The following is a 23,063-nucleotide window of genomic DNA, read 5'->3' on the forward strand; positions in this document are numbered from 1 at the left end:
GCAACTGATTACCAGATTTTGATCCTTTTGTCCATTGGCACATACATCTTGTCGCCAGGCTTTGTATTCCAGGCTTCATGGAAAGCATCCAGATTGATGATAGGTGCAAATGCCCGGTATTGCGCCGGAGAATGTGGATCGGTTTTTACCTGATTGACCACAAATTCATCCGTTGTTTTCGTGCGCCAGATCGTAGCCCACGAAAGGAAGAAGCGTTGATTCTGCGTAAATCCGTCGATCAGGCCTGGATCCCCTTTATCTTTTAAATAAAGCTGCAACGCATCGAACGCTACCGATGACCCTCCTAGATCACCGATATTTTCACCGAGTGTAAAGCGCCCGTTCACAAAGACTCCCGGTACAGGCTCATAACTTTCAAACTGTTTCACCAACGCATCTGCAGCCGCTTCAAATTTTGCTTTGTCAGCGTCTGTCCACCAATTGTTTAAATTACCGTTCCCATCATATTTTGCTCCCTGATCGTCAAAGCCATGTGAAAGCTCATGACCGATCACAGCGCCAATTCCACCAAAATTAACAGCAGCGTCAGCTTTGTAATCGTAAAAAGGAGGTTGTAAAATGGCGGCTGGAAATACAATCTCGTTGAAAAGTGGACTATAATAAGCATTTACGGTCTGTGGTGTCATGCCCCATTCGGATTTATCCACAGGTTTCCCTTGCTTTGCAAGATTTTCATAAAATGACCACTTGCTTGCTGCAACTACATTACCATATAACGAAGTGCCAATATCGAGTTTGCTATAATCCTTCCACTTGTCCGGATAACCGATCTTCACCTTAAATTTCGATAATTTCTCAAGTGCTTTCACCTTCGTATCAGCAGACATCCACGCAAGACCATTAATATGCTGCCCAAAGGCTTTAATCAGATAGCGGACAAGTTCTTCCGCATCAGCCTTGGCCTGTGGCGGAAAATTCTGTTTAACATATAACTTCCCGAGGAGCTCGCCCGCAATGGAGTTGACAAATTCTACACCTCGTTTATCCAATGCTCTCTGCTCCTTCTGTCCTTTCAGCTTGCGGCCCCAAAAGTCAAAGTACAAATCATTGAGCTCTTGTGTCGTATAAGAGGCTGCGGTATTCAACACATGGAAGGTCAATACATCTTTGATAATAGGAAGATTCTGAGGATTGAAAAAAGCATCGAGATTTTGATAGTACTTTATTTCAGATATAATGACGGTGTCTGCTTTGAAACCCACATCCTGTAGATATTTCGCCAGGTCAATGTTTTTTACCATTCTCTTCAAATCGGCTACCGCAACCGGATTATAGCGACCGTTGGCATCACGGGACTGTTCAACAGTCTTAAGATGGGCAGCAGCCTGCTTTTCAAAAGCAACGATAGCCGGTCCTTTCAGATCCTTTGTGCGTTGGCCGGATTTACTGTACAATGCGGAGATATAATCCGAATAATCTCTTAAAGTCTCTTCATTCTTCTGATCGTTAACCTGATAATAAGACCGCCCCAGTCCAAGATTGGCAGCAGCTAAGTAGACAGTATTCACATCAGAATTTTTAAGATGCGCCGATACATAACCGCCGAAGAAAGGATTACCTCCCCTAGGTGCAGCTTCAACGAGGTAGCTATAGAGATCATCGAAGTTTTTAATCGCCGCAATTTTTTCTAGATAAGGCTTCACAGGTGCCAACCCAAGCTGATCACGGGTTTTCATATCGACAAAAGAACGATACAAATCACCAATTTTTTGGTTATCAGTACCTTTTTCAAACTTGCCGGTCAGCGACTCTTGCAATACCTTCAATGTAGCGATGTCCGTATTCTCACGTAGTTCGTCAAACGAACCCCAGCGCGCTTTATCAGATGGTATTTTGGCGGTTTTCATCCACTGACCGTTTACAAAGTTGTAAAAGTCGTCCTGAGGACGGACGCTTTTATCCATGTAACTGACATTGATAGCCTGATGTTGGGCTTGGCTTGACAATGCACTACAGGCCAGCAAAGCGGCTAACAGTATATTTCTCTTCATGTATAATATTAGTTTGTTATCAATCGGTACAAACTTAAGAAAAGTTCTGCGATAGTTTCTGCAACAAAAATATTGTTTTGCGGATAACGCCTTTGTCCATCCGGTTTAGGTTTCTCTCCGGTTTCTGGTAGCTCTACGTAGGATGAGGAGAAAGACAACTAAAAATAACGTTGCACCGGCGATCCACAGCCAAGGGTTGGCATACCATAAGGTGCCGCTGGCCTCTTTGAGCTTCTGTTCTTCCTTAATCGGCACCTGCGCTTCCAGCTGAAACAGAGGAAGCAACAAACAACATACTAATAATATCTTTTCCATATCACTCCAGATTTATTAGTTAGAATACCTTTCTAACTATTTTTGTTTTTAGGAAGTGGATTTTATGAGCAAGACTTATGGCAGCGTCTATACCTGCTTAATTATTTTGCCGGATCTCGCCTAAGTGCACTACATCCTTTAAATCAAATGGCGTTTCTTGATAAACAAAATAATTAAGCCAGTTGTTAAACAACAGGTTAGCATGGCTTGTCCAACGGACCAACGGTCTGTTTTCCGGGTTATCGTCAGTATAGTAGTTGACTGGCATCTGAATTTTCTGTCCTTTTTCCAGATCCCGCCTGTATTCTTCATCAAGCGTGAACGGAGCATATTCTGAGTGTCCTGTTAAATAGAATTCCCTACCGCCACGGGAAGAAGCAATGGCAATCCCCGCTTCGGGAGATTCGCAGAGAATTTCTATGCCCTCCGTTGCCAATAAATCTTCTTTTTCGACAGTGGTATGTCTGCTGTGAGGAATAAAGAATTCATCATCAAACCCACGGAACAAAGGATGTCGCTTATCGAGTGCAGTATGCTTGAAAACACCAAAAAGTTTCTCATCCAATGGTTTCTTCTCCACTCCGTAAAAATGATATAACGCTGCCTGTGACGCCCAGCAAATGTATAAACTCGAAGTCACGTGCGTCCTGGCCCAGTCAAAAATAGTCCGAATTTCATCCCAATAGGTCACTTCTTCAAACCGGACCATCTCTACTGGAGCTCCAGTAATAATCATTCCGTCATAGAAATTCTCTTTTACTTCACTAAGACTTTTATAAAACATCTCTAGGTGTTCCTCTGGAGTGTTTTTGGAAACGTGCGTTTCCAGTCGCAGAAACTCCATCTCGACCTGCAAAGGATTGTTGGATAACAGACGGATAAAATCGGTTTCCGTCGTGATCTTCAATGGCATCAAATTAAGGACCAGGACACGAAGCGGCCTGATATCCTGTTCATTGGCCCGAAGGTCACTCATGACGAAAATGTTCTCCTTTTTTAAAAGCTCAATCGCGGGAAGATTATTAGGAAGTTTGACTGGCATATATAATTTCTCCTTGTACAATGATGTACAAAATTAGCAAGAATATAACAGAAAATTAAACAAAACCTTAAATTAACAAGGTATTTGTTTACGTTTTATTATTGCCACACTCACTCATTTGTTAGCTGCTGAAGAGCTTTCCTGAACTTCTTCGAACCAAAGTCCATCACCCCCACATGCTTATTGACCAGTTTCCCCGCCTTATCAAGAATAATCGTCGTCGGTATGCTCCGAGTATTCAGTTCTTGCGGCAGGCCGGTATGCAGCTGGTACAACGGAAGGCTAAACCCTCTATTTTTTAAGAATTTAGCTGATTTTTTTAGGTTACCATCCATATCTACGGCCAGAAATACAATATGATTATTATACTGAAAGTCTTTGTACAACTGATCCAATGATGGCATTTCGGCCAAACATGGCGGACACCAGGTTGCCCAAAGGTTGATGACGACAACTTTACCTCGTAGTTGCGCTAAGCTCACCTTATGCCCCCTGCTGTTCTTAAAGCTCAATTCATATTTTTTAGATACCGGCGCTGTTATAGCTGCCGCTGCGCCAGTCGGCTTCGCATGACCGCCTACGTAGCAATGCAAAGAGAAAAAGATCGTGCCGACAACACACCTGAACTTATGTTTCATTGAATTATCCTATTATTCGATCCCATTGGGTGGATCAAAAATAAGATAAATTCCGTTCTATCCGAAATACAGATCATCCAGAATCGTTTTGGAATCCTCTATCACGGACTTTATCGGTAAGTTCTCAAGCACCGAGACCGGCCTGTGAAAAAGTTATTACAAACAAATTCGCCCCTAATCGTATTATATAAATAAAACAAGTTATTCAATATGAGCAAAGAAAAATCGATCCGTGAATTGCAAATTAATGGACATGTCTATCAATACAGTTCCATCAAAGATCTTTCTGAGGGCAAGATTGACCACCTCCCCTTCAGTATTCGGATACTATTGGAAAATGTATTACGTAATCATGATGGCTTCAGTATTACTGATGAACATATTAGCACCTTAATCAATTGGTCTCCGCAACCTGTTGACAAAGATATTCCATTCAAACCGGCGCGTATCCTGATGCAAGACTTTACAGGCGTACCAGCAGTTGTAGACATGGCTTCGCTTCGTGCCGAATTTGTCCGTCATGGCAAAGACGGACAGAAAATCAATCCTGCCATACCTGTTGACTTGGTGATTGACCATTCTGTACAGGTTGACTATTTTGGAACAGAATATTCTTACGATAAAAATGTGGAGCTCGAATATCAGCGTAACCGCGAACGTTACGAACTGCTCAAATGGGCGCAAAAAGGACTAAAAAATTTCACGGTGGTACCTCCCGGTATGGGCATATGTCATCAGGTAAATCTGGAATATCTAGCGAAGGGGGTTATTGAACGAGACAACTGGCTTTTTCCAGACACCCTCGTCGGTACTGACTCCCATACACCGATGGTCAACGGAATAGGCGTTTTAGGCTGGGGTGTGGGCGGTATCGAGGCTGAGGCCGCTATGCTTGGGCAGCCCGTTTTCTTTACCTGCCCAGAGGTCATCGGACTCAAGCTCACGGGTAGAATCCCGGCGATGTGCACTGCCACGGATATGGTGCTCTCAATTACCAAAATCCTACGCGATAAGGGTGTTGTCGGCAAATTTGTAGAAGTGTTTGGTGATGGACTGGACAGTTTGTCTGTAACGGATCGGGCTACCATATCAAATATGTCACCCGAATTCGGATGTACAGTCACCTATTTTCCCATAGATGACCGTACATTGGAATATATGCACAGTACAAACCGAACCGCGGAGCAGATCAAAATCGTGGAAGAATATTGTAAGCGCAACCTCCTTTGGCGTACGGGGCACGAGCAGATCACCTATTCGTCGGTTGTAGAATTTGACTTATCCACTCTGGAACCTACAGTTTCGGGTCCAAAGCGGCCACAAGATAAAATTCTGGTACGCGAGCTAAAAGACAAGTTCTCAGAACTGCTGGATAGCGAGCACCATAGGCAATATGTGCCTATCCCTCAACGATCGGAGTCTGCCTGGCTTTTGGAAGGCGGTTCTGGCACAGAATTTACCTTCGGGAAAGTTCCGGTCGAACATGCATCACCGCATGAAGTGATTGCCGAATCGATACATGCCGTGAGAATAAAACACAATCATAAAGAATATGTCGTCAGTGATGGCAGCATTGCGATCGCGGCCATCACGAGCTGTACGAATACGTCGAACCCTGCTGTTATGATTGGGGCGGGTCTGTTGGCGAGAAATGCTATAGAGCGTGGCTTACGGACCAAATCTTGGGTTAAAACGTCTCTGGCTCCTGGCTCAAAGGTGGTTACACAGTACTTGGAAAGGTCAGGGCTTAGTGCAGACCTTGATGCGCTGAGATTCCATACGGTAGGTTATGGCTGTACCTCCTGTATTGGAAACTCCGGACCATTGCCCCCTCAAATTGCTGAAGCTGTGGAGAAGGGCGAACTGATCGTCGCCTCGGTACTTTCAGGCAATCGCAATTTTGAAGCCCGTGTTCACCCACAAGTAAAAATGAACTTCCTGATGTCCCCAATGCTCGTCGTAGCGTATGCGCTTGTCGGTCGCATTGACGTCAACTTATTGGAAGAACCTCTCGACTACGACCCAAATGGCCAGCCCGTATACCTTCGGGATATCTGGCCCAGCCGCGAAGAGATTCAAAAAACTGTCGCCGATTGTGTTAAACAGTCGGACTTTCAGGAAGTCTATGATGTCATCTTTGATGGCTCTACGGATTGGCAGGAACTTCAGGTCAATTTGGACCAAAACTACCAATGGGATCCGGCCTCAACGTATATCAAGGAATCGCCGTTTTTTGAAAACCTTCAAGCGGTTCCAAAACCAATCCAGGACATCGAGAATGCGAGGGTATTGCTTTATCTCGGTGACTCGGTAACGACGGACCATATTTCTCCTGCCGGTTCATTTAAGGAGAATACTGCAGCGGGACAGTATCTTAAAGCCCATCAGGTAGACAAGGAAGACTTCAACTCTTATGGATCTAGACGTGGTAATCACGAAGTTATGATGCGGGGTACTTTTGCTAACGTACGAATCAAAAATAAAATTAGCGATCGCGAGGGTGGATTCAGCCGTTACCTGCCGACCAACGAAGTTAAAACTGTTTACGACACGGCAATGGAGTATCGTAAAACAAACACACCACTGATCGTATTAGCCGGCAAAGAATACGGTTCGGGGTCATCACGGGACTGGGCTGCCAAAGGCACATTCTTGCTCGGTGTACGTGCTGTAATTGCCGAAAGTTTTGAACGTATCCACCGAAGCAATCTCGTGGGCATGGGTGTGGCGCCGCTTGTTTTTGTCAACGGTGAAAATGCAGAGAAACTTGGGCTTGATGGAACTGAAGAATATAATATTACAGGCCTCGCAGAAGATCTGACACCACACAAGTTGTTGCAGGTAAAAGCGACACACGAAAATGGTAAGACTACGGAATTCCAAGTTAAAGCCCGATTGGATTCAGCGATAGAAATTGAGTATTTTAAAAATGACGGAATCCTGCAATATGTACTGCGACAATATTTGAAAAATAATTAACACGGAGCACCTCCGATATAAATAGAAAATGGGGCGCTATACACAGTAGCGCCCCTTATAACCTATATAAACCTACCAGAGTCTCATCAGACAGTATTCCAGCATGCTATGGACATATATCTGTTATATATTACTGTATGGCTGCACAAAAATAGTATTGCCAACCACTATATTTACTCCCTGAAAACCGCCATTTTTTAAAGATCGCTCTTTGAAGCCATGTAAAAGAGGTATAAGGTACTCCCTTTGCCAACGGTAGCCCCATAGCCATTGAACAATTTCATTTCGGACATGCTGCCCATCCGATCTTTGTCAGCCAGCTAGCCTTATTAAATAACGGATTTCAGGGATAAAAGAGGCTACTATGAATGTGCATCTTTGCCACTCAAAGTTGATTGCTCACAAAACTTGTTCTGATGAAAAAAACACTTCTATCCCTATCGGTTCTATTGGCAGCAAATAATTTATCATTTGCTCAAATCCAAAAAGCATTTAAAATCAATTATGCGTTTGTCTTGACTGAGGGTAGTCAAGAACGTGGTGAGGAGGCGCCCGTTACCCTATTTGAAGCATATGTAAACACTGAAAAGATCAAAGTCATCTCTCTTGCACAAGAATCAATTTTTCTCGCGAAAAAGAAAGAAGACAAATCTATCGTTGTCTACCCTGCATTGTCAAAGTATATCGTGAATGCAGAGCAGGCCGTGTCATATAAACTGAAATTAATTGATGGCGAAACGAAAACTATCGCAGAGTATCCCTGCAAGCTGGCACAACTTGAGCTAACAAATATTAACGATGCTGAAGACAATACGATCCTTTCGGTCTGGTATAGTGATAAACTTCCTGTCACCTATTGGGAAGGAGCCGATATTTTCAAAAAAATTCCTGGTGCCGTATTGCAGGTCACTACGCCCTTTGGCACGGATCTCGTCGCGCAAAGTGTTGAGAGTAGCCAGCTAGACGATAAGGACTTTATTATACCAGAGGATTACGTTCAGGTTGAATCCACTTCTCAGGATGCACAGAGCGATCTGACAGATAATCAGGTCGCAGAAGATCGATTTTTATATGAAGACGAGTCAGGTCGCGTCGGCCTAAAAAATGGTAAGCAGGATATCATTGTGCCAGCTATATACCGTTATATTGCTCCATTTGTCGGAGCGACCGGCATTGCGCAATCTGAAGATAACAAATATGGTGCTATCGATGTTGCTGGTAAAGTAACCGTCCCCTTTGAATATGATTATTTAGCTTATGATGACAATACAGGACAATATATTTTTGGGATAAATGAAAAATACGGCATACTTGGCAACGACAGCAAAACCATTATTCCAGCAAAATATGATATGATTTCTTTTATCAAAGACGGATATGCAGTATTCCAGCAACAGGAAAAATATGGGATAATAAACCAATCTGGTAAAATTATTGTTCCGGCCCACTATAGTTATATCTCTGAAAACAATGGTACTCATTTTATCAGCATTGACAACGATCTATACAGCCTGGTCGAACTGAAATCCAATAAAGTCGTTGCCTCTACCTACGATTTTATTTCCATCACTGACGAACCGACACGTTTTCTAGCCAGCAAAGATGGTAAGTATGGTTATCTAGATGGACAGGGACAAGTTGCTATCCCCTTTATTTACGAAGGTGCCACTGCATTTTATGACGGATTGGCCTCTGTTACCGTCGAAGGCTCCGATGATGTGATCCTGATTAATATCAAAGGCGAGCAAGTGGAAATAGATGCTTCTGCCGAGGAAGAAGTTGATTAATGGTAGGCGGGCAGACGATATGCCCGCCCATATCCCAAGAATGCGCGGCACGATCAATGCGGGCTCACCACATTCTTTTTACCGACTATTTTTTTACCGATTGTGAATAATGCGACGGCAATAATACCACCGGCAAGACCAAATAATAATTCCTTGACTATTCCTGGAAAACTGGGCAGCACATGGTGAAGGAAATCAATATAGTGGGAGAAAATACCACCAGAAACCAAGATCAGTGCAATCGTCCCTACGACAGCGAGCAGCTTTATAATTAATGGCAAAGCACGAACCAGCAACCTTCCCACACTGGCCACTGGCCCTTTCTCATTCGCGGTCTTAATCAATTTATATCCGGCATCATCCATTCGGACAATCAACGCTACAATGCCATATACCCCCACTGTTGCTAAAAGAGCCACTACACAGACGGTAATAATCTGTAAAGTGAGACTCTTATCCAGCACGGTGCCAAGAGCAATAATGACGATTTCCACGGATAGTATAAAATCGGTGGTAATGGCTGATTTAACTTTTGCTTTCTCCGCCTCCGCCGTATTCTCCTCGATTACTTCCTCTACTTTGGTCTCGCCCTCATGGTGCTTGCGGTGAAATAGATATTCTATGATCTTTTCTACACCTTCAAATGCCAGGTAAAATCCTCCCAAAATCAAAATATACTTGATGGCTATGGGGAAAAAGACATTCAATAATAAGGCAATCGGCACAATGATCAGTTTGTTGACAAGCGAGCCTTTGGTAATGGCCCACAGGACCGGTAGCTCACGTGATGCCAAAAAACCGGTCGCTTTCTCCGCATTTACAGCGAGATCATCCCCCAGTATTCCAGCGGTTTTCTTGGTTGCGATCTTGCTCGCCACAGCAACATCATCCATGAGTGCGGCAATATCATCTAAAATTGCAAATATTCCTGAAGCCATATATGTTAAAATTCTGAACGTAAAAATATAAATTAAATCCAATTTTGAACTCACGATTTAATTAAACTTTAAAAATTAGCTTCGAATAGATTGGCTATAATTGCGTATTTTAGAGATAAAATAGACCGCGTATGAAAAAAAACCTTTCCACTGAAGAACAATTAGCCTTACTCCTAACGCTAAGATCAAGATTCGAAGCGAACCTTTCCAGACATGTCGGACTGAAATGGGATAGCATTCAGCGACGGCTGGAGGCGGCCCCACCCAAACTGTGGAGCCTGCAACAAATGGAAGATACTGACGGACAACCAGATGTCATCGGTATAGATAATGATACCGGTCAATACCTTTTTGTGGACTGTGCTCCGGAAAGTCCCAAAGGGCGCCGTAGCCTATGTTATGACCAGCGGGCCTGGGAAGAAAGAAAGGAAAATCGGCCCGACGATAGTGCTTTGGGAATTGCAGAAAAAATGGGCGTACAATTGCTTACAGAACAACAATACCGTCAGCTGCAGAGCTTAGGAAATTTCGATCTCAAAACGTCAAGCTGGATTTTGACTCCACCGGACATTCGTAAACTGGGCGGCGCTCTTTTCTGTGATCGACGCTATGATCATGTCTTCACCTATCATAACGGTGCTACTTCTTACTATGCGGCTAGGGGTTTTAGGGCTATACTATTTGTGTAGTCCATATACACCTCATTTCAGGAAATTGTATATGGCAAATGAGCTTAGCCAGCTTTTAAGTTTCTGTAGGCCTGTTCTGTCGACACAACGGTCTTCACCGCTCTCTATTTATCAAGCCGGGAGGACCGGTTTGAGGAAGAGATAGTCTCATGTATTAAATTAATTGATTGCCTCCCACTGATGACATAGGTTTGTCATTGATAGGGTTTATTTTTGATGCAATTAGACAGACGGCAAATACCGGCAAGGATGTCAGTACCCGTCATGACAACAATCATTTAATATATATGGAAAATACGCTTATCCCTTCTTTTAACATCATCGGTATTTCGGTTCGCACCTGGAATCAGGGCGAACAAGCAGCCAGCGATATCGCTGCGCTTTGGAACGAGTTCTTCCAAAACAATTTGATACACAGGATTCCCAATAGGATCGGCGATGATGTGTATTGTGTATACACTGAATATGAAAAAGACCACACGGCGCCGTATACGACAATACTTGGCTGTAAAGTAGCCTCATTGGACGACGTACCAGAAGATATGGATGGAATCCGCATTTTAGAAAGCCATTACAAGCGGTTCGAGGCAATAGGAAATCTACAACAGGGTGCGGTGTACCAAACATGGCAACAAATATGGACGGCAGATTTGCCTCGTGCTTATACCGCAGATTTCGAAGTTTACGGATCAGACTCAAAAGATCCAAAGGATGCGAAAGTTGATATTTTCATCGCTATTGAGGAATAATATACCCTTTCTTCTCCGCCAAGGTGACGTGACGCGTCGCCTTGGCGTTATGTTGCGTACTAGGGGCGATTGAGCAACAAATCTTAAGTCATAGCGATGGAGCATTTATTTTAAATAAAATAACACTTACCTTTGTGGCGGTCTAAAACGAATATACTATGCAGGGCAATACCGCACATCGGAAAAAAATTATTCAATATAGCTATTTAAAACTTATCGGAAGTTCAATTTTTGTAAGTATAATTTGCTGTGTACTTGCTTATTCTTTAAAACATTTCACAGGGCATGTAGAGGATCAGCTATTCGAATGGGTAAACTCATGGGACCGCTATCTTCTGATTATCTTTCCGAGTATAGGCGTCACAGCAATTTATTTCTTACGTAAATACGTCTTCCAGAATAGAAAAAATAAAGGGATCAAAGAGATCTACACGACACTGGAAACGCGCAAGGACCATCTGCCCTTCTTCAAAATTCCCTCACATTACATCAACGGTTTCCTGACCGTGATTTTTGGAGGCTCCACTGGCGTCGAAGTTTCTACTGTTGTTGCCACCGCTACTGTGGGCAACCAGGCTTACAAACGTTTGCATACCTCCTGGGCTTATAAGACCGAGTTGATCTGTGCGGGAGTGATCGCTGGAGTGACATTGCTGTTTGGAAGCGCGCTAGGCGGCCTACTGTTTGCCTTCGAAGTAATCGCCAGAAAGCTTAATAGAACCTTATTAATCAGCGGAATAAGTTCGATGCTTGTTGCATCTGTATTTGTGCACTACGTGGATTCCAGCCCGCTATTTGGGTTTGAGGTGAAGCAATGGCAGTGGGAGACTACGCCTTACGTGATTATCTTAGGTGTAATAGGTGGTGTGTTTGCGCTTTATTTCACTAAAATCGTTATTTACGCCAAAACGTTTTTCGGTGGTATAAAAAACAATTTTATACGGGTCAATTTGGGTGCGGTTACTGTAGGTTTACTTATTTTTTTCTTACCCGCGTTATATGGAGATAGCTATCATGGTCTCGGCAAAATACTAGAAGAGGGAATGCATACGCCGGACAAGCTCGTCTATTTTGTCCCTGTAGTTCTATTGATTTTCTTAAAGCCGCTTGCTGCTTCATTGACTTTAGGTGCAGGTGGTGATGGAGGTGTTTTCGCTCCGAGCATTGTGACCGGAGCTTTTTTAGGTATTTGCTTCGCACAGCTGTGCAACCATTACTTAGGAAGCCATCTGATTGTGATCAATTTTGCGTTATTTGGTGCCGCTGCCATGCTTTCAGCTGCTATCCACGCTCCTTTTACAGCCATATTTATTATAGCAAGTATTGTTCCTTCAGGGCATTTACTACTTATTCCGCTCTTGGTCGCAAGCCTTATTGCGAAAGTACTCGCCAAAAGGATTTACCCGTACAACGTATATACCTATAAAGAAGTTGCTCACAGCTAAACATCCGAATCTGAATATAGCGCTCCGCCCCAGCTTACTGAGGGACGAAGTTGGGGACGCAGCGCTGCATGACATCGTCGTCAATCTTCTCGGCTACCGTCGTCAGCCATTCGTACCATTTTAGGAGCAAACTGTGCGACTACATCCACTAAGTCTTTCTGAGCAGCCATCACCTCATGGATATTTTTGTATGCCATTGGCGCCTCATCCATCCCAGCTCCAAGTAGTGTAACTCCTTCATCAGCAAGCAATCTATTAAGGTCATCTACAGAAAGAGTTTTAACCGCCTGTGTACGGCTCATCAAACGGCCCGCGCCATGTGATGCAGATGCAATCGACGCGGTCGCGCCTTTTCCACGGACCAAAAAACCAGGCGAAGCCATGGACCCGGGAATAATGCCCAGGACACCTTTGGCGGCCGGGGTAGCTCCTTTACGATGAACGATAACCTCCTGTCCGTTCCATTTTTCTTTCCAAGCAAAATTATGATGATTCTCTACTTTGGCAAGTAACCCCGCCCCTAACGCCAGCCTGATCTTTTCGTGGATGACCTCATGACAAGCTGACGCATAATCACCTGCAAGGTTCATGGCCAACCAATATTCCTGCCCCTCCGCGCTGTTTAAGTCCAAATAAGCTAGGTTTTCCGCCTTATAGGGTAGTTTACACAAGCTTTTTGCTAATTTAGTATAATGTGCAGCAACTGTCGCACCCAATCCACGCGATCCCGAATGGGTAAGTAAACCCAAATATTGCCCCTTTTCAATATCGAGCCTTTCATCTCGCTCAGTAAATTCGACGATACCGAACTCGACAAAGTGATTGCCTCCACCCGAAGATCCCAATTGTGTCCACGCCTTATCTTTCAGGGACGCCAGCAAAGAATTCTCCTTAAATAAGGGGTCCTCCAAAACGACATGGTCCACGCGCTCGTGTTTCAGATAGCCATTGCCCGCTCCAAACCGTGTATGCTTCATAATGACGTCCTTTAAAAAAGCCTGATGCGTCTCTAACAAGCCTATTGGGAGATCAAAGATCGAAAGTGCCATACGGCAGCCGATATCCACGCCAACTCCGTAAGGGATGACGGCATTGTTTGTGGCCAACACACCTCCTATCGGAAGCCCGTATCCTTGGTGGGCGTCGGGCATCAATGCGCCAGCCACTGTGACAGGTAGCTTCATGGCGATATGCATCTGATCCTTGGCACCCGTTTCTATCGCTGATTCGCCATATATTGTGAAGGCCAGCGGGCGTTCATTGAGCGGTATCAACGAAGCATCAATAGCCTCTTCATCCAAAATGGCTGCAGCAAGTACCTGAAAGATAGCATCCTCAAGATATTCCGAAGGGTTGTCAAGTACGGCCTTAAACTTCGCGAGCATTTCCGTACGGGTGAAACCATGACGTTTACTGTTGATTTTTAACGCAATACCTACTGTATGATTTTCTTTGTAGCCCAAAGCAACAATATCATTACCATTAATTCGTTTATTTTCCATATTTCTCAACGTTTAAAATTAAGGGGAAAACCTAAGTTCCCAAAGCAGGCGGCAATACCTCTTTACCATTACCGCCTGCGCCTCTTTTTAGCCAACATCTCATGATGGCCAGATATTCATATGTGCCATCAAAGAATTGTTATCATTGACATGACAAAGATCGTGACCTCATAACGCAAGTAATCTGCGTAATACATTAAGCAGAAGAAAAAGTTCTTAAGTAAGCTATAATAATCTGATTATAAGTATTAAAATTCACAATTCACGATCAGCTCATATCGTAAACAAGCCATGTACGCAATTAGATTGCGTATACATTACGTTATACGATTTTTTTTGATATCATTTTCCAAGTTTCGAAAAGAGAACATCTTCACTTCTCTTTAGCTAACATCAGAAAATATCACTATATTCCGCTATATGGACCGAAAACAAAAAGAGCTAATTTAACGCTTTAAATATTATATTACATAACATGATGAATACCACCCCGCTTTATTCTTTATGTATCGTCGCCATAACTGCTTCAGCCTGTACAAACAATCGGCACGGCCATATTCAGGAAACAACTGCCCACGGCAATCCTGTACATAGTGAATCCATTGGGCTCGCCAAAGACACCGAGCTGTTGTTATCCAAAAGAAGTGACCCCGGTAAAGATTGGCTGGAAAGCCTGTTCCAGTGTCATGGAAGTGAGACCGGCCCTTATTGCTATTACCTAGACCAAGAGGACAGTATATGTACAGCAAGGTTCAAAGCATTTCTGGAAGACGCAAATGCTATTTATGGACCATCAAATCTAAGCGAAGCTGAATTGGCAGTGGCGGAATCGGCGTATAAAGCAAAATGGAAAAGCATTTATCCGCTCCTTACGCAGGAAGTATGGCTATTTGGCCGCGGAAATGATGATGCTATCAGTATCAAAGACGTGATCATTTCAAAGATATCGTCTGATAGGTATATGGTTAATATTGACTATGGCGAGGGCATAAAAACACGAAACGAGGTACAGTTAGTTTTTGTGAACGGCCGGTTTAAAATCGATTATTGCCGAACCACATTTACAGAAAGCTGAATGAAGGGCCTTTTTTTTGCTTAGAAAAACAGGCCCTTCATTCATAGTTTAGCAGTATTGCGCCATGTAACGATATTTCCCCGATGCAATAAAGCTTCGATATTAGAGATGCGCGATACAGCTTCAGCAGAGCAGATGGCATCAGTCAAAATCAAACTGGCCTCATCGCCTACTTTTGGCCATGTCCTGCTGCCGTTATCGTCCAGTGGCATATGGCCATTCGTGGCATACTGCAGACAACGAGACAACTCAAATTCTGTTTCATAGCCATAAAGCTGCGCCGCAAGATTAGCCTTTTGCAACATATTGCCGCTACCAAAAGTTCCCCAATGGTCCTGTACGTTGTCATTCCCGGTCAGTACTTTTACGCCGGCTCGCATCAGCTCCGGAAATGGCATCAGTATATTCCTAAAAGGAACAGAACTCACTATTCCAACCTTAGCAGCCGCCAACTGTTCAGCAGTATGCTGTAATTCTTTTTTTGACATATGCGCCAGCGCAAAAGCGTGACTGATAAATGTACGTCCTTGCAGCTGCGGATTCTCAAGGACCTTGTCGACCAGATAGTGGATCGTTTTGTACCCAGACTGCCCGCTCTCATGCAAGTGGATATCAATTCCTTTTTTATGTTCCAATGCGAGCTGTACAGTAAAATCGATTGGTTTTTCGATACTTCCGTCGATCGTATAAGGGTCTAAACCGCCAATATAATCCACTTGATCCCAAGCGGCGACTTCGCGCATCAGCATAGACGAATCCGTATAATATAAACCATGCTGCGGAAACGCCACCAGCTCAGCGGCAAATGTGTCCTTGACATGTTGCATTGCTTGCAATAAATGTTCCAATGATCGTATGCCAGATGTCGGATCCACATTGAAATGCGTACGCGCGAAATTTGTGCCGTAGCCCTGTAAAAGCATAATCAATTGTTCTGCCCGTGCAACCGAAGTCTTCAGTAATTCGGGAATAATTTCTTGTTCACGGGCAATCATATCTTTTACAGTCCTGTTTTTGGGGTAAACCGCTTTCCAGGGCAGACCATATAAGGTTTTATCGAGGTGAATGTGCATATCCCTAAATGATGGCAGAGCCAATCTACCACCTACGTCGAACTCCGAAACTGCCCCAGTTCCTGTACTATGAGCTGGCTGAATCGCGTTTATTATTCCAGCTTCTATCGATAAGTCAAATAATTCGGTATGCGTCCCCGTTACTTCTCCCTCATCGTACTGGAACCCTGTCTCAAGCCGGACATTTTTAAGCGTATAGCTAGTCTTATCATTCAATTCTTTCATATTGACATTCATTTTTTCAAAACTAGTCGTTTCGAAGTTGCTAAGCTTGTAAATATTATCACAACATTTGTAAATATGGTGGCGAAGGTAAATGACAAGGTCTTCGTCGCAGAACCGGCTCGACTACCGAAACTAAAGTTTTTATTAATTGTAAACTTATCGAGGTATTTAGCAAAAATATAGCTATTTTGACTTCGTGCAAAAGATCGAGAATTGTTTCCTGTTGTCAGAAGCAGGATCGAAAAATTGTGATAAAAAAAACAACATCAAACTTGACAATAGCTTTACATCGCCATGCAGATCGAAATTGATCATCGTTATTATGAAATTGTTAGCTGGGACAGGGATTACATTCAGATTACCGGCAGTGGCGCCCCATACCAGGTATTTGCACCGCCTTATCAGGATATCGATTCGTTAAGACAATATATCAGGTTGCATCCGCCAAAACATAAAGACGAAGATATTCCTTATTTCTATCTCGACGCTCCATACCAATTATTCCGAAAGTCGTACTTCGTGAAAGTGTATCACGGACAAAGTAACACACATGTGCAACTCAAGTCGAGCAGTATCTGCATTTATCAGCGTAAAAATGCTGACACTTATAAACTCCTCAGAAAGTGGAGCGAGGAACAACTATATCAGGAAATCAGCAAACGTGTCGCTTTTTGGGAAGAACAGCTAGACTGCTATGCAATTACCGCTATACATATCAGTAGGATGAGCAAACGTCATTATAAAATTGTGGGTACCGAACTTTATTTTTCAAATTGCCTCATTGACGCGGATAGCGGACAGTTGCATTTGATTATTTTAAAAGCTTTCTGTAAATTCTCCAAAAAAACGAAGGGAGAAACGGAAGCCATTTTGAATCTATATATTCCAAAGTGGAAAACGCTTATCCTCTCCTAAATATACTAATGACGACTACAGCTCTACAACTCAGACTTCAAATTGACCAAGAGGTTAATAACCTATCGGATCATTCGTATTTTCTGCGGTTATTGACAAGCACACAATCGGACAAGATTGCCGACCATGTCATCGCGTACATAGACAAAGATGGAGCTCCGATGCTGACTGATTACCGTATAAATAATATGCAATATGACGAAGCTTCTGGCACAGGTTCCTTCCGTTTACATTTTGTGGTTGCTCGGCAGTTCTGTTGCAGCGATAGTATTTCCTGTCAAACTGATTATATCGATTTTAAATTTACAAAGTCAAGCAAAACAATCTATTTAACAGGAAATTATACCTACTGGAGCACTCAATAGAAATAACAATTCTTTGGATGAAAAAACCCGAACGTTATCAAATCAATACTACATCTTTTGCATTCTACTGGTCCAAAGGTACAGGGAGAGAATTGCTAAGCAAGTTGAAAGTGAAACCTCTTCTTTCCGACGCAAATAAACTTGTACCGCTCCTGTACCAAAGAGACCAGGTCTGTGACCAGCTTGTCGAACGCTTGCATTTGCAAATAGGTTTTGCGAAAGGACAGCAGCTTGTCCGTGATTATCTTCGTGGTAAACCTGTTGATAGTCTTTATCGGACGTTGATCTCAGAATTTTTGGATACCGTGGTTTTTGAACCTAAATGGCTAGACTGGAAAAAAATCCAACACGGCATCGAACTATGTCAACGCTCAGGACTCTCAGGACTTATCGTATTAAGAGATTACTGCTTAATGGGTGGTTATGAGTCGAGTGCGATCAATAAGCCGCTCATTTTTACGGGCGCGTTAAAAAAGGGTGCTGTAAAACGGCTGACGGAGACAGTGAGGTTCTGGGTTGACATCACCGGCGACAATGCTTTAAAGCCGGGCGGTATCGGTATTGAAGCTATCCTAATGACTCGCTGCATTCATTCTTTTTCGCGGTTGCTCATTGTAAAGCAAAAAAATTGGTCGATCGACAAATGGGGTATTCCGTTAAACACTTGGGATATGCTCGCAACAAATTTAGGTTTTTCATTAGTTTATATAACTGGATTGAAGATAATGAAATTCAGTGTTTTAAATAATGAAACCGAAGGTGTATTTCATCTATGGAAATATATTGGAACATTGCTAGGGATACCGCCGGCCTTATTACCTGATACAGAAGAAGAAGCCATCCAATCACTTTACTATTGGACGATGACACAAAAAGAAGGTGACCAAGATAGCATAGCGTTAGCTAGAGCGCTGATGCAAGAACCGGTCGATGCCGCTTATCCAAGAAGCAAATTTAAGAGAGCACTGATGCGTGAAATACACTTATATTATAATAATTACTTGCTGGGCAGCTATTCTTGCAAGCTTTTGGGGCTCAAAAAAACACTAATTGGGAGAATAGCTTATCTTAAACTACTAAAAAATAGAAGAACCAATAGTCATATACTAGATAGAGCATATAGACGGCTGCAGATTGACAAAGGCAGAAAAGTGCACGAAGATATCAAACAGATCTATCTGAACTACAATGATCAGCCTACATGACGCTCGTAGGGCACCCGCGTGGCGATAGATCTTCCCAAAGTCAGTTCATCAACATATTCCAATTCGCCACCAAAAGCAATGCCGCGTGCGATCGTTGTGATTTTGATATTAAATTCCCGTAATTTACGATAAAGATAAAATATGGTTGTATCTCCCTCCATAGTAGCGGACAAGGCTAAAATCACCTCTTCCACTCCGCCCCGCTGCAAACGGTTGAGCAATCCCTCTATTTTCAGGTCGGCAGGGCCGACCCCGTCCATCGGCGAGATAAGCCCGCCCAAGACGTGATAGACACCTTGATAAGAATTCGTATTTTCTATAGCCATTACGTCACGCGTATCCTCCACCACACAAATTAAACTCTTATCGCGTTTGAAGGACGTACAAACGTCACAAATCGCTTGGTCCGAAATGTTAAAACATTCCTGACAATACTGAATATCTTCCTTTAGACGGTCTATGGACGCTGTAAAACGTGCTACGTCTGGATCCGGCTGCTTTAATAAATGGAGCACCAGCCGTAAAGCAGTCTTCTGTCCCACACCAGGAAGTTTACCAAATTCCGCGACCGCGTTTTCAAGAAGTTTCGAAGAAAAATTCATAATGCAAATGTAAGAATAATCGCAAAAAGTAGCTAGTTTTAAAAAAATAGCTATCTTGTATTCCTTTTGAAAAAAATAGGGTTTAGAAACTAATGTATAAAGTAATTTATGGACATTACAAAAGAAGATAAAATCATCCGTGCCTTTGAGAACAAAACGTGGCAGGAAATCAAAGTAAAAGATTCTTGGCAGATCTTTAAGGTCATGTCAGAATTTGTAGATGGATTCGAAAAACTCGCTAAAATAGGTCCCTGTGTATCTATATTTGGATCCGCAAGAACACCCCGAGAACATAAATATTATAAAATGGCCACCGATATCGCGGCCTTGTTAACTGAGCGTGGTTATGGTATAATATCTGGTGGCGGCCCCGGCATTATGGAGGCAGCCAACAAAGGGGCTTATGAATCCGGCGGAAAATCAGTAGGTCTCAATATTGAATTACCTTTTGAACAATTTCACAATAAATATATAGACAGGGACAAGTTACTGGAATTTAAGTACTTCTTTGTACGAAAAGTAATGTTCATGAAGTATTCTCAGGGATATATTGTTATGCCGGGAGGATTTGGTACAATGGATGAACTCTTTGAAGCGATCACCTTGATCCAGACAGGAAAAATCGCTCGCTTTCCAATCGTGTTGGTCGGTTCCGAATATTGGAAGGGGCTGATGGATTGGGTACAGAGCACTATGTTATCCAACAAATATATCAGCGAAGAAGATCTAAAGCTATATCGTATTGTTGATACTGCACAAGAAGCTGCTGATCATATATTCCGTTTTTACGACAAATATCTGCTGAAGCCAAATTTTTAATTAGCTTGAAAACTGATATGCTCAAAGAGCGTCCAGAAAAACTCTGTACGCTCTTTTTTATGGATATACAATCCGGCCTGTTGATCGTCCTGTACCAATACTGATTGCAATCAGCGGCGTAGTTTGGGCTGCATATATCCAAAAAAAGGGCCTAAGCCCTTTTTATATAAAGATATGGATAAGATATACCGTAGCTACTCTTAGAAAACACCCCATACCCGTTTTGCTAATTCCGCTGTTACAGTATGTATCGACTAAAATACATAAATTAACTCCACAGAGAAAAAACGAAAGGGGGGACAAAAGAGGGACAAATCATACCCGACTGATAACGAGCAAATTGATATATAAAAATACAGCAGAGAAAAATTCACATATTTAAAATAACTGTATAATTCGTTTGCGCATTTTTGGTCGAGAATTGTGGCGAGAGGACTTTTTCATTCACAAAAAAGACCTGAGGTTGGGAGCCCCAGGTCTAAACTAACCAATTATTAACCTAAATTATGAAAAGTCTATCTAATATTCTACGTACAGAGTATTTCAACTTTTGGACCAAAAAAAATGACTACTATCCATTTCACATTTATTTAACACATTAGTGAGATTATTATGACGAATGCTCTATGTTGGATGATATTTATTCAAATTCAACGCAACTAGAAATCAAAAAAGACGCATGGAAGTCAGTTTGTCATATTCGCTGTCACCTTTTGCTGCCACTGACAATGAGGCCGACATAGTTAACGGATAAACTTTATCAGGATACCTTTCTGCCGCCTGGCTGATTAATTCCATCATGTAATAATTACTCTGATATACTTTTACCTGCGTTCTGACACTTTCCAGATCATTACATTGACTATGTTCATCAATGTATCCCATGCCATAAAACCGTCCATTTTCGACTACGATACAGCTTCTCTCTTCTGCATTCCTACCTTTATCCACCAAGACATAGGAAGGCCGTAGCTTTAACCATTCGGCCACACAGCGCTCTACATGCGTATTATGCAGTTCGCGGTCTGGCAGATCTCCTAATGGCGCTATCCGACCCGCCATACCTGCACTGCCAAATTGACAAAAACGGGGATTTAAGGCGCCTTTTCGTATAAATGACTGCAGTAATTGAATTGCATCGTATTCCCGATGAAATAACTGAATACAATCTTGTTGTCGAGTTATTTTGCCTATAGCAAGATGTAAATAACCATTTTGATCCTCATAGCAAAATAGTCCAAATTTAGGTTCGTACCGCTTTAAGGCGCGATTAAATTTAGGCCAGAGCCGTTTGATCTCTGCGCACTCCAACAGCAGTGCCATCAGTTCTGTACCGCAACATTCAAAACTGATGTGGTAAATCTCTTTCAGAAAATTTTGCCGTTGTGCCTGAATATTATTGCCAGCGAAGTGCGATTGTACTCGTTTTTTTATATTGATTGCTTTTCCGACGTAAATTACTTTGCCCTCTTTATTATGAAAATAATATACCCCTGGCGAATCTGGCAACTGTTCGAACTCCTTTAAATCCAGATGTGGCGGAAAGCGTTGCGCGATTGCTTTATGTTTAATCATCTCCTGAAACACCTGTTCGGTGTCCAATGCCCGAAGAAAAGCAAAAAGAATTGCGGTAGCATCAGCATCGCCACCTGCACGGTGCCGGTTTTGGATTGGTATATCCAGATAGTCGCACAAACGGCCTAAACTATAGGATAAAAGCCCAGGCTTAATTTTTCGGGCATAACGTACCGTACACAGTTTAATAGCCGACCATTCTATCCCTGCTTCCTGCAATTGAAAGCGGACAAAAGAATAATCAAAGTTTACATTGTGTGCCACGAAAATACGATCTTTCAACAGTGTGTAGACTTGTAATGCCACGTCTTCAAACAATGGCGCATCCCTCACCATATCATTATTGATACCGGTCAGCGCAAAAATAGAATTGGGGATTTCCTTACCTGGATTTATTAATGTTTCCCAGCGTTCCAGCACCCGATTGCCGTCGTGTACCACGATTGCGATTTCGGTAATGCGGCTCGATTTTGCATTGCCCCCTGTAGTTTCTATATCTACAATGGCAAATTCTTGTCTTTTGCTTTCATTCATAGTACTTCTTGAACAAATATACTAATTTTCTTAGCGAAACAAAGGTCTACCAACAAAATTTCAGAACGTCACAATATACCACCAAATAATGCCAAAAGGGAGTACGGAAAAGCTACAACTCGGTCAGTTCTACGTAATATCGATTAAAATGCCGACGCCATGGGAAAGTGTTAAGCAGAATTTACTTAATTTGTATCAACTATAGATACACCAAAAAATTATAATCAATGGAAGTCATACAAAAAGATGGGGAGAGACATGGGAGTTTCGAAGTAACGGATCAAGGAAGATCTGTGGCCCAGATGACCTATACCTGGGCTGGTCCCACAAAATTTATTATTGACCATACCGAGGTTAGTGAGAACTATACCGGCAAAGGGCTAGGTAGGCAAATGCTCTCTGCAGCAGTTGACTTCGCCCGAGAGAAAGGGTTAAAAATACTCCCACTCTGTCCTTTTGCAAAGTCCGTTTTTGATAAGGAGGCCGACCTTGCAGACGTACTTTTCTAAAAGTAGCTGCTAACTGGGCAGCTAAACAAACCGACAAGCGCCGTGAAAGCACTATACTGTCCCTACCGGC

Annotated in this window: 20 protein-coding genes; 11 read left to right on the forward strand and 9 right to left on the reverse strand. The window is 42.7% G+C overall.

Features of this window, described 5'->3' with window-relative positions; genetic code table 11:
• Positions 1 to 8: 8 nt before the first annotated feature.
• From K7A41_RS18565 to K7A41_RS18580, 4 genes are all read right to left on the reverse strand, one after another.
• Positions 9 to 2,012, reverse strand: a complete 2,004-nt coding sequence (locus K7A41_RS18565; RefSeq protein WP_265714876.1) for a M13 family metallopeptidase — start codon at positions 2,010 to 2,012, stop codon at positions 9 to 11.
• A 105-nt stretch (positions 2,013 to 2,117) separates the two neighbouring features.
• Complete coding sequence (locus K7A41_RS18570) at positions 2,118 to 2,327, reverse strand: hypothetical protein (RefSeq protein WP_265714877.1); 210 nt, start codon at positions 2,325 to 2,327, stop codon at positions 2,118 to 2,120.
• Between the two features lie 97 nt (positions 2,328 to 2,424).
• Positions 2,425 to 3,369 carry a homoserine O-acetyltransferase MetA gene (gene metA / locus K7A41_RS18575; protein WP_265714878.1) on the reverse strand — a complete coding sequence of 315 codons (945 nt, stop codon included), beginning with the start codon at positions 3,367 to 3,369 and terminating at the stop codon, positions 2,425 to 2,427.
• 110 nt (positions 3,370 to 3,479) lie between these two features.
• Positions 3,480 to 4,007 carry a TlpA family protein disulfide reductase gene (locus K7A41_RS18580; RefSeq protein ID WP_265714879.1) on the reverse strand — a complete coding sequence of 176 codons (528 nt, stop codon included), beginning with the start codon at positions 4,005 to 4,007 and terminating at the stop codon, positions 3,480 to 3,482.
• A gap of 210 nt (positions 4,008 to 4,217) precedes the next feature.
• Between K7A41_RS18580 and acnA the strand changes: the two genes are divergently transcribed.
• Together acnA and K7A41_RS18590 are read left to right on the forward strand one after the other, a co-directional pair.
• Positions 4,218 to 6,986, forward strand: a complete 2,769-nt coding sequence (acnA, locus tag K7A41_RS18585; protein WP_265714880.1) for an aconitate hydratase AcnA — start codon at positions 4,218 to 4,220, stop codon at positions 6,984 to 6,986.
• Between the two features lie 416 nt (positions 6,987 to 7,402).
• Entirely contained in the window at positions 7,403 to 8,773 is a 1,371-nt protein-coding gene (locus tag K7A41_RS18590; RefSeq protein WP_265714881.1) for a WG repeat-containing protein, read from the forward strand.
• A gap of 53 nt (positions 8,774 to 8,826) precedes the next feature.
• On the opposite strand, the gene K7A41_RS18595 is transcribed toward K7A41_RS18590, so the two are convergent.
• The gene (locus K7A41_RS18595; protein WP_265714882.1) at positions 8,827 to 9,711 is read right to left on the reverse strand and encodes a DUF808 domain-containing protein; all 885 of its coding nucleotides are present in this window, start codon (positions 9,709 to 9,711) and stop codon (positions 8,827 to 8,829) included.
• 131 nt (positions 9,712 to 9,842) lie between these two features.
• Here K7A41_RS18595 and K7A41_RS18600 point away from each other — a divergent pair, with 131 nt between their 5' ends.
• The 3 genes from K7A41_RS18600 to K7A41_RS18610 all read left to right on the forward strand — a co-directional run bounded on the left by K7A41_RS18600 (position 9,843) and on the right by K7A41_RS18610 (position 12,594).
• Positions 9,843 to 10,400, forward strand: a complete 558-nt coding sequence (locus tag K7A41_RS18600; protein ID WP_265714883.1) for a DUF4256 domain-containing protein — start codon at positions 9,843 to 9,845, stop codon at positions 10,398 to 10,400.
• A 287-nt stretch (positions 10,401 to 10,687) separates the two neighbouring features.
• The gene (locus K7A41_RS18605; RefSeq protein WP_265714884.1) at positions 10,688 to 11,149 is read left to right on the forward strand and encodes a GyrI-like domain-containing protein; all 462 of its coding nucleotides are present in this window, start codon (positions 10,688 to 10,690) and stop codon (positions 11,147 to 11,149) included.
• Between the two features lie 158 nt (positions 11,150 to 11,307).
• Positions 11,308 to 12,594: a chloride channel protein gene (locus K7A41_RS18610; protein WP_265714885.1), complete on the forward strand. Its 1,287-nt coding sequence runs from the start codon at positions 11,308 to 11,310 to the stop codon at positions 12,592 to 12,594.
• 80 nt (positions 12,595 to 12,674) lie between these two features.
• On the opposite strand, the gene K7A41_RS18615 is transcribed toward K7A41_RS18610, so the two are convergent.
• Positions 12,675 to 14,096, reverse strand: coding sequence for an RtcB family protein (locus K7A41_RS18615; protein ID WP_265714886.1), 1,422 nt, complete (start codon positions 14,094 to 14,096; stop codon positions 12,675 to 12,677).
• A gap of 475 nt (positions 14,097 to 14,571) precedes the next feature.
• Between K7A41_RS18615 and K7A41_RS18620 the strand changes: the two genes are divergently transcribed.
• Entirely contained in the window at positions 14,572 to 15,171 is a 600-nt protein-coding gene (locus K7A41_RS18620) for a hypothetical protein (RefSeq protein WP_265714887.1), read from the forward strand.
• 41 nt (positions 15,172 to 15,212) lie between these two features.
• Here K7A41_RS18620 and K7A41_RS18625 read toward each other — a convergent pair whose 3' ends face one another.
• Positions 15,213 to 16,469 (reverse strand): amidohydrolase, encoded by a 1,257-nt coding sequence (locus K7A41_RS18625; protein ID WP_265714888.1) that lies wholly within the window; start codon positions 16,467 to 16,469, stop codon positions 15,213 to 15,215.
• Positions 16,470 to 16,763: 294 nt separating this feature from the next.
• On the opposite strand from K7A41_RS18625, the gene K7A41_RS18630 reads away from it, so the two are divergent.
• The 3 genes from K7A41_RS18630 to K7A41_RS18640 are packed head-to-tail and all read left to right on the forward strand — an operon-like array spanning position 16,764 to position 18,954.
• The gene (locus tag K7A41_RS18630; protein WP_265714889.1) at positions 16,764 to 17,384 is read left to right on the forward strand and encodes a hypothetical protein; all 621 of its coding nucleotides are present in this window, start codon (positions 16,764 to 16,766) and stop codon (positions 17,382 to 17,384) included.
• An 8-nt stretch (positions 17,385 to 17,392) separates the two neighbouring features.
• Entirely contained in the window at positions 17,393 to 17,749 is a 357-nt protein-coding gene (locus K7A41_RS18635) for a hypothetical protein (RefSeq protein ID WP_265714890.1), read from the forward strand.
• Positions 17,750 to 17,766: 17 nt separating this feature from the next.
• Positions 17,767 to 18,954 (forward strand): oxygenase MpaB family protein, encoded by a 1,188-nt coding sequence (locus tag K7A41_RS18640; protein WP_265714891.1) that lies wholly within the window; start codon positions 17,767 to 17,769, stop codon positions 18,952 to 18,954.
• Here K7A41_RS18640 and recR read toward each other — a convergent pair.
• Positions 18,942 to 19,556, reverse strand: a complete 615-nt coding sequence (gene recR, locus K7A41_RS18645; protein ID WP_028069572.1) for a recombination mediator RecR — start codon at positions 19,554 to 19,556, stop codon at positions 18,942 to 18,944. The genes K7A41_RS18640 and recR overlap by 13 nt on opposite strands.
• A 114-nt stretch (positions 19,557 to 19,670) precedes the next feature.
• On the opposite strand from recR, the gene K7A41_RS18650 reads away from it, so the two are divergent.
• Positions 19,671 to 20,375, forward strand: a complete 705-nt coding sequence (locus K7A41_RS18650; protein WP_028069571.1) for a TIGR00730 family Rossman fold protein — start codon at positions 19,671 to 19,673, stop codon at positions 20,373 to 20,375.
• A 666-nt stretch (positions 20,376 to 21,041) separates the two neighbouring features.
• Here K7A41_RS18650 and K7A41_RS18655 read toward each other — a convergent pair.
• Positions 21,042 to 22,484, reverse strand: a complete 1,443-nt coding sequence (locus tag K7A41_RS18655; RefSeq protein ID WP_265714892.1) for an exonuclease domain-containing protein — start codon at positions 22,482 to 22,484, stop codon at positions 21,042 to 21,044.
• A 227-nt stretch (positions 22,485 to 22,711) separates the two neighbouring features.
• On the opposite strand from K7A41_RS18655, the gene K7A41_RS18660 reads away from it, so the two are divergent.
• The gene (locus K7A41_RS18660) at positions 22,712 to 22,993 is read left to right on the forward strand and encodes a GNAT family N-acetyltransferase (protein ID WP_028069570.1); all 282 of its coding nucleotides are present in this window, start codon (positions 22,712 to 22,714) and stop codon (positions 22,991 to 22,993) included.
• Positions 22,994 to 23,063: the final 70 nt, after the last annotated feature.

Origin of the sequence: Sphingobacterium sp. InxBP1, from assembly GCF_026191775.1 — a bacterium.
Lineage (GTDB): Bacteria > Bacteroidota > Bacteroidia > Sphingobacteriales > Sphingobacteriaceae > Sphingobacterium > Sphingobacterium thalpophilum.

What these genes read in the sequence shown, in the direction of transcription:
- K7A41_RS18565 (WP_265714876.1), bottom strand. Translation starts at nt 2,012, where the DNA reads ATGAAGAGAAATATACTGTTAGCCGCTTTGCTGGCCTGTAGTGCATTG.
- K7A41_RS18570 (WP_265714877.1), bottom strand. Translation starts at nt 2,327, where the DNA reads ATGGAAAAGATATTATTAGTATGTTGTTTGTTGCTTCCTCTGTTTCAG.
- metA (WP_265714878.1), bottom strand. Translation starts at nt 3,369, where the DNA reads ATGCCAGTCAAACTTCCTAATAATCTTCCCGCGATTGAGCTTTTAAAA.
- K7A41_RS18580 (WP_265714879.1), bottom strand. Translation starts at nt 4,007, where the DNA reads ATGAAACATAAGTTCAGGTGTGTTGTCGGCACGATCTTTTTCTCTTTG.
- acnA (WP_265714880.1), top strand. Translation starts at nt 4,218, where the DNA reads ATGAGCAAAGAAAAATCGATCCGTGAATTGCAAATTAATGGACATGTC.
- K7A41_RS18590 (WP_265714881.1), top strand. Translation starts at nt 7,403, where the DNA reads ATGAAAAAAACACTTCTATCCCTATCGGTTCTATTGGCAGCAAATAAT.
- K7A41_RS18595 (WP_265714882.1), bottom strand. Translation starts at nt 9,711, where the DNA reads ATGGCTTCAGGAATATTTGCAATTTTAGATGATATTGCCGCACTCATG.
- K7A41_RS18600 (WP_265714883.1), top strand. Translation starts at nt 9,843, where the DNA reads ATGAAAAAAAACCTTTCCACTGAAGAACAATTAGCCTTACTCCTAACG.
- K7A41_RS18605 (WP_265714884.1), top strand. Translation starts at nt 10,688, where the DNA reads ATGGAAAATACGCTTATCCCTTCTTTTAACATCATCGGTATTTCGGTT.
- K7A41_RS18610 (WP_265714885.1), top strand. Translation starts at nt 11,308, where the DNA reads ATGCAGGGCAATACCGCACATCGGAAAAAAATTATTCAATATAGCTAT.
- K7A41_RS18615 (WP_265714886.1), bottom strand. Translation starts at nt 14,096, where the DNA reads ATGGAAAATAAACGAATTAATGGTAATGATATTGTTGCTTTGGGCTAC.
- K7A41_RS18620 (WP_265714887.1), top strand. Translation starts at nt 14,572, where the DNA reads ATGATGAATACCACCCCGCTTTATTCTTTATGTATCGTCGCCATAACT.
- K7A41_RS18625 (WP_265714888.1), bottom strand. Translation starts at nt 16,469, where the DNA reads ATGAAAGAATTGAATGATAAGACTAGCTATACGCTTAAAAATGTCCGG.
- K7A41_RS18630 (WP_265714889.1), top strand. Translation starts at nt 16,764, where the DNA reads ATGCAGATCGAAATTGATCATCGTTATTATGAAATTGTTAGCTGGGAC.
- K7A41_RS18635 (WP_265714890.1), top strand. Translation starts at nt 17,393, where the DNA reads ATGACGACTACAGCTCTACAACTCAGACTTCAAATTGACCAAGAGGTT.
- K7A41_RS18640 (WP_265714891.1), top strand. Translation starts at nt 17,767, where the DNA reads ATGAAAAAACCCGAACGTTATCAAATCAATACTACATCTTTTGCATTC.
- recR (WP_028069572.1), bottom strand. Translation starts at nt 19,556, where the DNA reads ATGAATTTTTCTTCGAAACTTCTTGAAAACGCGGTCGCGGAATTTGGT.
- K7A41_RS18655 (WP_265714892.1), bottom strand. Translation starts at nt 22,484, where the DNA reads ATGAATGAAAGCAAAAGACAAGAATTTGCCATTGTAGATATAGAAACT.
- K7A41_RS18660 (WP_028069570.1), top strand. Translation starts at nt 22,712, where the DNA reads ATGGAAGTCATACAAAAAGATGGGGAGAGACATGGGAGTTTCGAAGTA.